This window comes from Rania fehmarnensis (genome assembly GCF_056494185.1).
The window spans coordinates 4,151,220-4,165,129 of record NZ_CM151398.1 but is presented as its reverse complement, the minus strand read 5'-3'; the positions used below and the strand labels follow the sequence as shown (position 1 = coordinate 4,165,129).

Here is a 13,910-nt window from a genome sequence, read left to right as displayed (position 1 = left end):
GGTTGAGATTCCAAATATACGAATCGGTATTCAAGCCCAAGATTATGACCGCGGTAACCCGATTAGCATAGAGTATGTGTAGAGCGGCTGTCCCCAGCCGCTCAGCACCCGGCAAGTCGTAAGCCTGTAACACAAGACCAGCTGGGCCGCTTGGTCGGAAGAAAATTTGGTTAGAGGGTTCTGAGCAGCTGAGGACAGCTGCTCTACGTCAGTTGTAGAGCGGCTGTCCCCAGCCGCTCAGCACCCGGCAAGTCGTAAGCCTGTAACACAAGACCAGCTGGGCCGCTTGGTCGGAAGAAACTTTGGTTAGAGGGTTCTGAGCAGCTGAGGACAGCTGCTCTACGTCAGTTGTAGAGCGGCTGTCCCCAGCCGCTTAGCACCCGGCAAGTCGTAAGCCTGTAACACAAGACCAGCTGGGCCACTTGGTCGGAAGAAAATTTGGTTAGAGGGTTCTGAGCAGCTGAGGACAGCTGCTCTACGTCAGTTGTAGATCGGCTGTCCCCAGCCGCTTAGCACCCGGCAAGTCGTAAGCCTGTAACACAAGACCAGCTGGGCCACTTGGTCGGAAGAAAATTTGGTTAAAGGGTTCTGAGCAGCTGAGGACAGCTGCTCTACGTCAGTTGTAGAGTGGCTGTCCCCAGCCGCTCCGCACCCGGCAAGTCGCTTGCCTGTAACACAAGCCACAGAGGGTCACTTGGTCGGAAGAAACTTTGGTTAGAGGGTTCTGAGCAGCTGAGGACAGCTGCTCTACACTGTGGCGGAGACTTCCTGGCCTATGGTAGGATTACGCGTACAAGCACAATGCACATGTGGGCCAAACAGCCGAAGGCAAAAAAGATAGGCTGGAAGACCAGGCCACATATCGATCACGAACTTCAGGGCGGTTGGATTCATGCGTAAAGTCGATTCTGGGGGCGGTTGGCCCGCGATCTTTTATTCGTTCACCAAAGCTCGCCAGGCAGGCGGATTTTGGAAGTTCTACAAAGCACTTCGCAGCAAGAACGCTTGCAAGACCTGCGCGCTGGGCATGGGTGGCCAACAAGGCGGAATGGTCAACGAACGCGGTTCGTTTCCCGAAGTTTGCAAGAAGTCCATGCAAGCCATGGCTTCCGATATGCAACCAGCCATCACCGCCGATTTCTGGTCGCGCCACTCGATCAGCGATCTGCAGGGCTGGTCGCCACGACAACTGGAATATGCCGGCCGGCTGATTCAGCCGGTGCTGTGGGAACGCGGGGCCCGACACTTCAAGCCGATCACTTGGAATGAATCGTTTGAGCGAATCACGCGCAAGCTCAAAGCGATCCAACCCGACGAAAGTTTCTGGTACTTCAGCGGTCGCAGTAGTAATGAAGCCGCCTTTCTGTTGCAGCTGATGGTTCGTCTGTATGGTACGAACAATATCAACAACTGCAGCTACTATTGCCATCAAGCTAGCGGCGTCGGGCTCAATGCGACACTGGGTACCAGCACGGCTACAGTGACGCTCGATGACTTGGAGTCGTCGGACCTGGTCATGCTCATTGGCGCGAACCCGGCCAGTAATCATCCTCGCTTGCTCACGTCGCTAATGCACTTGCGTAAGCGCGGCGGACGCGTCATCGTGATCAATCCGGTTCGCGAATTGGGGCTGAAGAAGTTTCGCATCCCCAGCTCGGTCAAGAGTTTGCTTTTTGGAACCAAGATTGCCACGGACATTATTCAACCGCATATCGGTGGTGACCTGGCGCTGCTGAGCGGTGTAGCCAAGGCAGTGGTCGAGATGGGCGCGGCCGATGCATCTTTCTTGCAACGACATTGCCGCGATGCGGATCCCTATGTCGATTGGTTGAAAACGCTGACGTGGTCAGAACTGGAAACCAAGAGCGGCGTGACCGAAAAGGAAATGCGCCACATCGCCGAGGTCTATGCCAATTCGCACTCGACGATCTTTGGCTGGACGATGGGCATCACCCATCATGTGCACGGAGTCGAGAACGTCGAAGCCATCGTGAACCTGGCTCTGCTGCGCGGCATGGTCGGTCGCGCGGGCGCAGGCCTGATGCCCATTCGTGGCCATTCCAATGTTCAAGGTATTGGCTCAGTCGGTGTGACTCCCAAGCTGAAAGATGCCATCTTTGAAGGGCTGGAAAAGAACTTCGGAGTCAAACTGCCCACGTCGCCGGGTCTGGATACCATGGCCTGTATGGAAGAAGCCATGCATGGCAAGCTGAAGTTTGGACTGCTGCTAGGTGGTAATCTGTATGGCTCCAATCCAGATGCGCAATACGCACGCCAATCGCTCGGACGCTTGCAGACTTTGGTCACCTTGAGCACAACAATGAACACCGGTCACGTGCATGCGCTGGGCGACGAAACGATTATCTTGCCCGTAATGGCTCGCGATGAAGAGCCGCAACCGACCACGCAAGAATCGATGTTCAATTTTGTACGCTTGAGCGATGGCGGACCGACGCGCTTGCCTGGACCACGCAGTGAGATTCAAGTCGTCGCGGAACTGGGGCAGCGCATACTTGGAAATTCGACCCCAGTCGATTGGACGCAGATGCAGCAAGGCAATACGATTCGCGAGTGGATCAGCACGGTTGTGCCAGGCTACGGCGCGGTCCGCGATATCGATAAGACCAAAAAAGAATTTGTTATCGATGGTCGTATCTTTCATGAGCCCAAGTTCAATACGCCGGATGGCAAAGCCATCATGGTCACACACAAAATTCCAGGACTGCTGGGTAACGGTGAGAACGAATTGCGCCTGATGACCGTGCGCAGCGAAGGCCAATTCAATACAGTGGTCTATGAAGAAGAGGATCTGTATCGCGGTCAGGAACGACGCGATTTGGTATTGATGAATCCAGACGACATTAAACGCTTCGGACTGCAGAATGATCAGCCCATAATCGTGCGCAGTTCAGTAGGTGAGATACGTGGCTTCTTGGCTCGGGCTTATCCTTGGATCAAAGCCGGTAATGCACTGATGTATTATCCGGAAGCCAACGAGTTGGTGCCACGTACGCTCGATCCCCGTTCGAAAACACCTGCGTTCAAAGCGGTGATTGTGACGGTATCATCGATGCATGCGACCAATGACTTGGTGAACCTGGTCGCTGAACCGCATCTACTAGGCTTGAAACCAACTCCCGCGACAACTTGATCCGATGCTGCTTCACAAAGTTCGTCAGAAACTGGTTTCCTGTCCACTCCAAGATATTCGCGCCGAAGTCTTCACGCAGCTGGACAGCCTGCGCAGCGTGCCTCGCGGCCGTATCGCGATAACTGTGGGCAGTCGTGGCATCGCGAACTTGCCCAGCATCGTGCGGGCGTGTGGTGATTGGTTGCGCGAGCGCGGGGCACAACCCTTTATTGTGCCAGCTATGGGCTCGCACAATGGCGCCACGGCGGCAGGCCAGCGCAGCATGGTCGAGTCGCTGGGCATCACCGAGACCTCGATGGACATGCCCATTCTCTCCAGCATGGAAGTGGTCCACTTAGTGGATGTAGCTTCGGGGCCGGTCTTCATGGATCGAAATTGCTTCGAAGCGGACGGTGTTTTGGTACTGAATCGCGTGAAGTTGCACACTTGCTTTTCGGGGCCCGTGCAGAGTGGCTTGACCAAGATGATGGTCGTGGGCATGGGCAAGATTCGATCGGCTCAGACCTTTCATTCAACGCCCACCGCGCGCATGAAAGACATGTTGCTGGAGATGGGCCAGGCGGTGCTGGATACCGGCAAAATCTTCGCTGGCCTGGCCATTCTCGAAGATGGCTTTGATCAAACTGCCGAGCTGCATGCAGTTGCGCCGACGGACATTTTGCGGCGCGAGCCGGAGCTACTGGAGCGTCATCGCCACTACTTTCCTGAACTGCCTGTCGATGATTTAAATGTGCTGATCGTCGACGCTGTTGGCAAGACCTATAGCGGCACCGGTATGGATACTAACGTCATCGGCCGTCGAGGGATCGCCGAGTATGAGGATCTAGCGCGGCCACGTATCAAGAACATTGCTGCGCTGTCGCTGGTAGCAGAATCGCAAGGCAATGCTATCGGTATCGGCCTGGCGGACTTTATCACGCGTCGTCTGCGCGATGCGATCGATGAACATAAAACGCTGATCAACGTACTGACCACAGGCGATATGGATCGCGCCAAGATCCCGGCAACCATTGCCGATGACGAGGCCCTGGTGAAGCTAATCGCCGAGCGTTTCGGTACTGAGCGCTGGATGTTCATCCCGAACACCTTGCATCTAGAAGAGCTGTACGTCTCGGGCGACCTCTGTCAGGAACTGAGTCGACATCCGCTGTGCGAAGTCGATGCACTGCCGATCGAACTGCAGTTTGACGCCGGGCGCATGCGTCTATTCGCTTGACTCTGAATAGACAATCAGTCGGACGAGACTTTGGTTAGAGGGTGCTGCTTTCTTAAACGCAGAGAAAAGGAGATCGCAGAGAAGACGGCCTTTCCTCTGCGGACTCTGCGGCCTCTGCGTTTGAAAAAATTAGTCGGACGAGACTTTGATTAGAGGGTTCTGCTTTTTAAAACGCAGAGATATGGAGGATCGCGGAGAAGACAATTACAGTTTCGCAACCGCAGCCCGATATTCGCGAAGGGCGACTTCAGCTTCCAGGTACTCCACCAGCAGTTCATGGTCAGCGACACCTGCGCCGGCCGTGTCGAATCGCAGACTGGCCATCTTCCAGCGACGATCGAAGGGAGTTTGAATCAGATCAACATCCTGCAGACGATCCCAAAATCCAAATGATGTTTTCTGAGTCAGAGTTCCACTGCGATATATGAAGCCCAACGGTGTATGCGCAAATCGGCGACTCTTGGCGCGGCGCAGGCAAACGAACACGGCTACGACACCTAACAATACTGCCAGGCTGGTAACGGTCGAGCCGGTGGCTGGGCTGACCCAGATGATCATCGCTATACCGACTAACATCGCTAGCGTACAAATGGCTAGAGGGATACGAATCATGCGCGAGAAGGCGAATCTGGAGAGCGGCTGCCACTGAGTCTCAGGCGATTGCCAATTGAGCTCAGGCTGTAGCGTCTGGAGGACTTCAGGCAGTTGATCCTCGATCATGACTGGGATGAACCACCGACGAGCGACGGTGGCTGAAGCATCTTCATCTTCTTTGCCACTGCCGCCCAACGTCTCGACACGCACCGAGGCCAAGCCGAATTTGCGTGCCAGCCAGCTACGCTGCACGCTGACAACCTGAATTCGACTTCGCGGCACAGTAGCCGATACTTTCGTCAGCAAGCCACAACTAATTACCAAATCGTTGTCCCGCAGTTGCAATTGATAGTCGTAGAATTTTAAGACATACCATACGGCACTGAATACTCTCAGCAGAAATAGGACGACAATTACCGCCAGGCAAGCCAAGAGAATTCCAGTGACACTACTACTAGCGCTTCCAAACCACTGACCGGCTTGCTCCGTTTGAAATGTTTCGCGCAGCCAGGAGCGTACCTGTGACTTGTCAGAGGCATCAAAGTCGCGGCCAGTAAACTGCGCTTGCCAGAAGTAGCCGAGCGCGATACTGGCGAGCACCAGACCGCGGTTGCTGAGTAGTCCTGCCAGGATCAAGCGTTGGGTAGGAATCGTCAGGATGACCTGGCCCGCGGGCATAGAGCTGCCCAGGGGCACGGCGTTTGCCGATGAGCCACTTTCCGCAGCTTGGGTTGTGGATGCGGTAGGCTTACCAGCCAGCCAGCGACCTTTCATGGAAAGATTGCTGCGCAACTGTTCGACTTCGGCCACCGTCAGCACGCGCATCACAGCTTCGGGTTCGTTGCCCGAAGCCGTCTCGATTCGAACCTCGGCAACTCCCATCAGCCGATGAAACAAGTTTTGTACCGAGTCGATGTTCTGAATACGTTCGATGGGAACAGAGCGATGTTTGCGAAAGATCAGTCCTTGATCGATCAGCAAATTGGTATCGGTGATTGTGTAGCGAAACGTCAAATACTTGAATACGGAGACCAGAATGGCGCCGCCGAAAATGGTGAACCCGATGCCGGCTCCAATGATTCCACCCGATGCCGCAGAGAAGCTGGCAAAAATTGCTGGCAGCAGATTGCTGCGAACCAGGTGCGCAATCTCAAAAACGAGCGATAGCGGATGTAGACTTCGAGTCACACTGGTCTGCGACTGATTCAGCTGCAACTGATTCGGTTGAGCCGGATGCGACTGAGCGACGGTCGCGACGATGGGCGGTTCTGCGACTGGATCAGGTTCCACGATCATCCTGCGGTAACAGAGACTGTCTGAGCTTTTCAGCTTGTCGATACTCGAGGCCTTCCAGCGTGATTTGATGATTGTGGGTGCCGGCGGTGTGAATGACCAACGTTGCCAGTCCATATTTTCGGGCCAGCGGCCCGCGCACTACATCGGTATGTTGAATGCGCTGACGAGGAACGAAGATATGGTGTTTCCACCAAATGCCGCGTTTGATCTCAAAACCGCTTGCCGCTTCACGCCAACCGATGGTTTCAAAGTTCCTTTGCGGCAGATACCAGAACAGCCAGCCCAGCAGAGCCAACACGACTAAAGTGCCACAACCCAACACCAGGCTGAACCACGTTTCCAGATAGAATACCAGCGCGATCAAAGTGCCCACGGACCCTAGCGCCACTAGTGCCAGCACGGCCCAGAAGATGGCACTGGCGATACGTTCGACGGTCACATAGTTGGCATGTAGCCGTTGCCACTGGCCATCTTCAGTGTCGACAGTCGCTGGCCCCATAACCGCCGGTGGCAACGCCGCTGGCGCAGCACTTTCGGAATCCGTTTGCATTTCGCCCATCAAACAATCGTCCAAAGATCCAAACCTGAAACGCCCCAGTGTAACTCAATTCGCTACCAGAGAGGGATTCTTGGCAAGTCTTTTGGACAGCTGGGGCGCCTATGAATTCGCGGAATTACGCCGGCAGTATCCCACGGAGGAATAGCATGTCCAGCGGATCTCTCTTCGAAACGCAGAGTTCGCAGAATCCGCGGAGAAGCCATCGACCTGTCTTCTCTGCGATTCTCTGCGTCTCTGCGTTTTATGAACAGCACCCTCTAACCCACGCGTCCATACCACCAGAATCGCGGTCTCGACCAGTCCAACGCTATAATCTTTACGCGTCAAATTCTTCAGTATGATATCTTCATCCTACCGCCATAAATTTATTAATCCAACACAGATCGACTCACGAGGACCTGCGCCTTGATTATTGCTCGCCTGCGTCTGTTGTTGCTCGCTATGCCGTTGGCGGCACTTTGGTGGTGGCTGTGCACAGGTGTTCCATTCATCTGGAAGATTGGAAACTTCAGCCTTAGTAGCGATGGGGAGCGTTTCTACTCACGCTTACAGAACGGTAAATATCAAGAACACATTGAATACGACATTGACAAGCGAACGATCTCCGCCGGGAAAGACTTTGTCGATGCAAATTCAGCTCTGGATCTCTCGTTGCGAACTGAATTTGTACGCGCCAAAAAGACGGGCAGCGTAATACGGGTGAATGTGCATAGTCACTCGCAACAAGGCATCGTGCGGAGCTTTGAACATACATTTTCGCCAATGACTGTTCCGCGGTTGGTCGCCGGACGATGGATCGTGGCCGACAACTTCAAAGAATTGTCTTGGCTCGATCTCCAGTCCGAGCAGCATCGATGGCAGGTCCTGCCGGTTCCTCACGTAGCTGAGACATGGTTGATCCCCCATCCAACTTTGCCCGTATTTGTGCGCTCATCTGTTCAGTTACCGCTAGCTGCCAACCCTGGTCCATCTCGCTTCGGCGCGGAACTTTATGGCCTGGATAAACAAGGCGAAATAGTGCCTCTGTCCAGTTGGTCGATCGCCGCATCGAACGTTTATACCGCTGTTCAATTTGAAGAAGAGGCAGTCGTCAGTCTTGACGCCAACTCCCAGCAGGTGGAGTATCGCTCGTTGCGAGCTGGCCAATTGACCAAGGCGGTGAAACTGGCCAAGCCCATCGATCCAGCGACTGAGAAGTTTAGCCTCCACAAGTTTGGAGTGCGTGTTTACGCCGGCCCCAGTGTGCGCGAGTATTCACTAGCAGACGGTCGCTTGCTCAAGAACCCGTTTCAGACCGGCGGCGACGAGTTTCGAGGCCGAATTCATTTTTCACCCGATGGAGCCAAAACCGCATGGGTGAACTGGAGGACCCGGCAAGCCATCATCTGCGATCCGCAAACCGCTGAAGTCTTACAAAAGCTCGAAGATGTCGACCCAAATATCATACTTCTTAACGGCAATAAACTTGTTTCCTGGACAGAAGCCACCACAATTCGCCAGCATGACATCCGCACCGGACAGACCGTCGGAACATGGCGACCTTTCTGGTGGGTCGTACCTGTGCTAAGTTGCGCTCTGGTTCTAAGTGCCCTTTGGATCTGGGCCTGGCTGCGACTGGAACGTACAGGCAGTTACTGGGGCTGGGGTGACCTGATCATCCTGTTGATACTCCTGTTGAGCCTGTTGGTTTATCGAGTGATTTCGACTGGGCCAGTGCTCGAGATCAGTCGTTGGCCGTATCAACACGCGGTGTACCTGTGCAGCGGGTACCTCTTTGTGGCTTGGACCTGGCTAATTCTGGCCAAGTGCTCCATCGTCAATCGAGCTGCGACCTGGTTGGGTATCTACGCGATTATCCTCGGTGCCTTGGCCTGGACTTTGATCGACTCAGCCGGTTTGGCGTGGACCGGTATCGCACTGGTGTCCTATCCCAGCGTGTTGGCGGTACCAGTTTTAGTCATCGCCAGGCTTCGAGGATATTACTTGTCTGACGGGGCTGACTCGCTGTCGAAAGACCAACGACCTGAAGACAAACAAAGTCGTGTGACCTTGAGGCAACTGTTGATGGTGACGTGCGTTTGCGCGCTGCTTTCAATTGCGGCTCGACCTCTGTGGCCAGGCATTTGGGGACTGGTCAATCTCAACTGGCACATAGGTTCAGCATCGCTCATTACGTTGTGCGCGGGTCTGAGCTTTTTTACGGCAATGTCGAGGCGCAACTGGGTTTTTCGATTGGGAGTTGGAGTTACAGTGACAGCCATCGTGCTGTTAGTTCTCGGCAGCGTCATCAACGACTACAACTTTTCGTTCATCGGCGCGACCGAAGTACCCCAAATGATTGGTCATGGCCTGGGCATGATAGTGGCCACGTTTATGGTCACCTACGTGTTACGCACCGCTGGAGTTGCGCTGAAGAGGCCAAGCACCTGATGAATTTCGATTGTGCAATGACTCACTATGCCTGGCTAGCGCAGGATCATAACCAGGTAACATCCAGCCAGAATCAAGATCGCTCCCACGATTTGCAGCGCTACGAAGGGCTCGTTGAAGAGTAGGACACTACCTAGAGCGATCACCACGGGAACGCAAATTTGAAACGCGCCACCGACCGAAACGGTCAAGTGACGAAAGCCCTCGGTCATCGCCAGTTGCCCGATGGTGGCGCTGACCCCGGCAAAGATCAAGAACGCCAGTCCGACGCCACTAAGCGGGTGCTTCTGCAACTCCCAACATGCGAAAGGCAAAGCTCCTAGCAGTACGTAGATACACTGCGACGCGTAGATCATGGCTGTCGATTCAGTCAGCGTCAGCTGGCGAATGATAATTACAGTGCCCGCGGCGGCTACTGCCCCCACCACGGCCAAAACTTCCCAGCCGCTTACGCTGCCAGTGCGGATCGAAGGCGCCAATAGCAAGGTCAGCCCGGCCAGCGCTAACACGTTTCCGGCCAGCTTGCCCAAGCCAAACGATTCCTTCAAGAACCAGACGGCCATCAACGCGCCCAGCACGACATACGTATTGCTAATCAGCGTGGCTTTGCCGGCCCCCAGGGCTGGGATCGTGAAGTAATAGGCTATCGTGCCCAAGACGCCCAGCAAACCGCGACTGGCCAGTAGCCTGTCTGTAGTGGCCCGAACAAAGCTGACCTGGTGGCCATCTCTAAACACTGTGGCCACCACAATCATTCCAATACCCGCTCGGAACAACAGACCGACCCACGGACTGACTCCGAGTTGCGATAGGTACTTGAGCGTTAGGGAATTGACGCTGAAAAAGCCGACCGACAGCAGCATGCAAATCATGCCCCAACGCGGATGTGACGTGCGCGAAGGCAATATTTCTGCAGAAGTGGACATTAAGATAGACTGTCGTTGGCTACACTGGTGGGTTCAGCCAGGTATTGTAGTGCAAAATCCAAATAGCGATAACGGCTAGCGTCTCTATAATCAGTGACAACGTCCAGCGATTGCCAATATTGTCGCTCATGGTGCGAATAACAAGCAACCACAACGGAGGCTACCACTATGCCTGTCCAATTCGATCCGCGTTCGATCGAACGTCCCCACCCGCGACTCATGCGCTACTACTTTTTCTCGTCGCTGCTGGCGGGACCAGCTTTTCCGCTGGTCTTGTTGCCACTGTATTTCCGATTCATCACGTTGCGTTACAAGTTTGATGACGATGGTGTCTCGATGAGCCATGGGATTCTGTTTCGCCGCCAAGTAAATCTGACCTATCGGCGGTTACAGGATATCCATTTAACCCACAATCTTCTGCAGCGGTGGATGGGTCTGGCCACGATCAGCCTGCAAACCGCCTCCGGCAACGCCGGTGCCGAAATGACCATTGAAGGTGTCCTTGAGGCCGAAGCCCTCCGCGATTTCTTATACGCCGAAATGCGCGGCGCAAAGGGTGACTCGCGGGATGGCGCAACTGTGACTGCCAGCGTCGTCTCTCCGACATTGCAAACCCTGACCGAAATCCGGGATGCTTTGCAAATCCTCGTCAACCGTTCAAAAGCCTGAAGACAAGTTGTTCGTTTAACCCGTAGCCGCCAGGCGAGGCGCGCCCTCTACGAAACTCTGCTCTGATGCAGATCGGAATGTGGTCTCATAACGAGTAGTCAAGCATGATTGGTGATGAAGTAGTCTTGCGAGCCAGCAAGTGGTGTTACGAAGGCGTGTGGGCCGGTGTGACTCGTTGGTTATACGTCCCGGCTGCTCCACCGGAACTAACCGGCGCAGCCGACCAAAATGTTCGCGCCTTCCGTCCCGCTGAAGGTTATTTGCGTTATCGCAAGTTGTTCTTCTGGATCGGCCTGTTTGCAGTGGATATCGTGCTCGTGATCCTCTGGTTGGTGTTGCTAGTGAATCTGCCAGTGGCCGGGATTGTGTTAGCGCCGCTGTTTTGGTTTGTGATCATCGTACCCGACATCTTTGTCTATATCGGTATCCACTTGCGCTACGATACCACGTGGTATGTACTGAGTGATCGAACCTTGCGTATCCGTCGCGGCATCTGGATCGTCAACGAAGTTACGATAACGTACGAGAACATTCAAAACGTCTCGGTTCGTCAAGGACCGCTGCAGCGCTATTACGGCATCTCCGACCTGGTCGTGCAAACAGCCGGAGGCGGCGGGGCAGTGGGTGGTCATGGCGAACAAAACTTGAGCGGCCACATGGGCTTGCTGGAAGGCATCGATAATGCCGAAGAAGTACGCGAGCTGATCATGGTCAAATGGCGGGCCGCCAAAAATGCCGGACTGGGCGATGATGCACCACACGCGGACAATGCCGAGCTAAAGGTGCTCGGCGAAATTCGCGACTTGGCAGTCCAACTGAGCACGTGGACACATCCAATTCGGGATTAGGGCACTCTTCGTGTCAGGGAAAACTAAGCCCCGAACGAACCAAAGGCTCTATGAAAGAAAATACTAAGTGTTGTTCATTCGGATATGGTTTGTGCCAACCACTATCCTCGATTCCTGTTTGTGCCCTAATCCCGAATTGGATGTGTCCACGTGCTTAGCGAACTCATGAACCTCGCTGTACTTACTTTCGCAACACGACGCGGCGAATATCCATGACAGCCACGCCCACTTTTGATTTGGGTTTGATGGCCAAAGTGTGTTCACCCGCGGTCAGTTCGACCGTTCCAATCGTGCGCTGAATCATGTGTTGAAAGTGACCAGTTTGTATCACGGTGAACTTCAAGACTTGCCCACCGACTTCGACGTCGACCTCCGATCCACCTTTGTCACCACAGCCTTGTTGAATTTCAACTTCATAAGTTCCGGGCTGGGCGACTTGAAACTTCCACTCGGCCCAATCATCGGGATTGGTCCAATACCCTAAGACATTCTTGTGCGATTCGGGTTCATATCGCATGGTCTTGGCGTGAATCGTAGCGTCTTTAGCGTGCAGACGAATATCGCCTTCGGCCGGTGTGACTTTCGGCTTTTTGTTCTGGGTAACGGAGTTCATCCAAGTTCGCCAGGCTTTCCAAGCAGGTTCCGTGGCGGCTGCCGTGGCTTCGGGCATTAGCTTGGATGAATCTTGATCGCTGTAGATGGTGGCATGCAGTTTGGGATCGTAGTCGGGGTTTTCAACGGGCATCTGAGCCCCTACGCGGACGCGCCATTGCGCAAGTTCCGCTTGCATTTGTTTGGCGCGCTCGGGCTCTTGTTGTGCCAGGTCATGTTGCTCAGAAACGTCCTGCGCCAGGTTATACAGTTCCAGCGTCCCGAACTCGAAATCTTCAATCAGCTTCCAATCGCCCGTGCGAATAGCTCCGGCTGGCTTGCCACCTTGATTGGTGTAGTTGGGAAAGTGCCAATACAGCGAACGCTGCATGTCCTTGCCTTCTTTTAGCAATGGCATCAGGCTAACACCATCTAGTGGACCAACTGTCTTGCCCAGATCGATGCCAGCTGCCTCAAGCAAGGTGGGAACCAGGTCGGTCAACACAACTGGTGTATTGATCGTAGTGCCAGCTTGGATGTTCTGCGGCCAGCGGACGATGAGCGGTTCGCGCAAACCACCTTCATAAACATATCCCTTGCCAGCTCGATAGGGCGTGTTGTGAGTCGCTGGCGTTCCAGGAAACTCGAGCACATGCAGACCACCGTTGTCACTGGTAAAGATGAAGATCGTCTTGTCCGTCAAACCCAGTTCATCGACTTTGCGCATCAGTCGCCCAACACAATCATCAATCGTTTCGATCATGGCGGCGTAAGTGGGATGAAAACTGTCCTTGTACTTTTCGACTAGTTCTGGTTTGGCAGCCAACGGGATGTGCGGGTTATTGTGAGGTACGTAACAGAAGAACGGTCGATCGCGATTGTCCGTCATAAACTTTTCCGCGGCTTCGGTAATCGCGTATTCGCCTTTGCCGCCTTCGACATCGCTGGGCTTGGTATTGGCCGGGGGCGTAACCACTACATCAAACCCCTGCTCCGACGGTCCAAAGCCCTTGTTGCCCAAATGCCACTTGCCAAACAAACCAGTTGCATAGCCCGCGCCCCGCAGCCATTCGGCGATCGTTGGTTCCTCCAAGGGCAGTTGTCCTTCGATCACTGGTTGCAACAACTTCTGTGAGTTGGCATCGGGTCGGCCGGGCAAGTAATTGGTCAAGTGCAACCGCGCTGGGCACTTGCCGGTCATCAAAGCCGCCCGCGAGGGCGAACAGATCGGCTGGGCCGTGTAGGCGGTGGTAAAGCGTGCACCTGACTTGGCTAATTGGTCAAGGTTGGGTGTGTGCTGGTCCTGGCGTCCATAACACGACAGATCATTGATGCCCAAGTCGTCCGCCAGAATCAATACGATGTTTGGCCGAGCAGCACTCTGCGCCAGCAGCGTCGAACAGCCACAGCAGAGAACAAACCAAGCGAGCGCAATGCGTAGTGACATGAGACATCTCGTGGGGGTCGGGAGGAGTTGGGTAGCCACCAGTGGATTCTTCGTAGCCACCGTCGCCAGACGGTGGATTGAACAACGTCCACCGCCATTGTAGCCACCGTCGCCAGACGGTGGACCGAAGAACCTACGCGTCCACCGCTTGGCAGCGGTGGCTACCAAAACATCCACCGCTTG

10 protein-coding genes are annotated in these 13,910 nt (G+C 54.5%); 5 read left to right on the top strand and 5 right to left on the bottom strand.

Annotation, left to right across the window (positions count from 1 at the left end; genetic code table 11):
* Positions 1–892 precede the first annotated feature (892 nt).
* Entirely contained in the window at positions 893–3,151 is a 2,259-nt protein-coding gene (locus tag SH573x_RS13925) for an FdhF/YdeP family oxidoreductase (RefSeq protein WP_479355971.1), read from the top strand.
* 4 nt (positions 3,152–3,155) lie between these two features.
* Positions 3,156–4,367 carry a nickel pincer cofactor-dependent isomerase, group 22 gene (locus tag SH573x_RS13920; protein WP_479355970.1) on the top strand — a complete coding sequence of 404 codons (1,212 nt, stop codon included), beginning with the start codon at positions 3,156–3,158 and terminating at the stop codon, positions 4,365–4,367.
* Between the two features lie 204 nt (positions 4,368–4,571).
* Here the strand turns inward: SH573x_RS13920 and SH573x_RS13915 are convergent, their stop codons facing one another.
* Positions 4,572–6,251, bottom strand: a complete 1,680-nt coding sequence (locus SH573x_RS13915) for a PH domain-containing protein (protein WP_479355968.1) — start codon at positions 6,249–6,251, stop codon at positions 4,572–4,574.
* Positions 6,241–6,816, bottom strand: a complete 576-nt coding sequence (locus SH573x_RS13910; protein WP_479355967.1) for a PH domain-containing protein — start codon at positions 6,814–6,816, stop codon at positions 6,241–6,243. The genes SH573x_RS13915 and SH573x_RS13910 overlap by 11 nt, the downstream gene beginning before the upstream one ends.
* Before the next feature lie 405 nt (positions 6,817–7,221).
* Here SH573x_RS13910 and SH573x_RS13905 point away from each other — a divergent pair, with 405 nt between their 5' ends.
* Positions 7,222–9,246 (top strand): hypothetical protein, encoded by a 2,025-nt coding sequence (locus SH573x_RS13905; RefSeq protein ID WP_479355965.1) that lies wholly within the window; start codon positions 7,222–7,224, stop codon positions 9,244–9,246.
* A 35-nt stretch (positions 9,247–9,281) separates the two neighbouring features.
* Here the strand turns inward: SH573x_RS13905 and SH573x_RS13900 are convergent, their stop codons facing one another.
* Both SH573x_RS13900 and SH573x_RS13895 read right to left on the bottom strand, forming a co-directional pair.
* Complete coding sequence (locus tag SH573x_RS13900; protein ID WP_479355963.1) at positions 9,282–10,172, bottom strand: DMT family transporter; 891 nt, start codon at positions 10,170–10,172, stop codon at positions 9,282–9,284.
* On the bottom strand, positions 10,172–10,393 hold the full coding sequence (locus tag SH573x_RS13895) for a hypothetical protein (protein WP_479355962.1): 222 nt from the start codon (positions 10,391–10,393) through the stop codon (positions 10,172–10,174). The genes SH573x_RS13900 and SH573x_RS13895 overlap by 1 nt, the downstream gene beginning before the upstream one ends.
* On the opposite strand from SH573x_RS13895, the gene SH573x_RS13890 reads away from it, so the two are divergent.
* Both SH573x_RS13890 and SH573x_RS13885 read left to right on the top strand, forming a co-directional pair.
* Positions 10,392–10,841, top strand: coding sequence for a PH domain-containing protein (locus SH573x_RS13890; RefSeq protein ID WP_479355961.1), 450 nt, complete (start codon positions 10,392–10,394; stop codon positions 10,839–10,841). The two genes, SH573x_RS13895 and SH573x_RS13890, sit on opposite strands and share 2 nt — an antisense overlap.
* A 104-nt stretch (positions 10,842–10,945) precedes the next feature.
* The gene (locus tag SH573x_RS13885) at positions 10,946–11,689 is read left to right on the top strand and encodes a PH domain-containing protein (protein WP_479355959.1); all 744 of its coding nucleotides are present in this window, start codon (positions 10,946–10,948) and stop codon (positions 11,687–11,689) included.
* A gap of 181 nt (positions 11,690–11,870) precedes the next feature.
* Here SH573x_RS13885 and SH573x_RS13880 read toward each other — a convergent pair whose 3' ends face one another.
* Entirely contained in the window at positions 11,871–13,727 is a 1,857-nt protein-coding gene (locus SH573x_RS13880) for a sulfatase-like hydrolase/transferase (RefSeq protein ID WP_479355958.1), read from the bottom strand.
* Positions 13,728–13,910 lie beyond the last annotated feature (183 nt).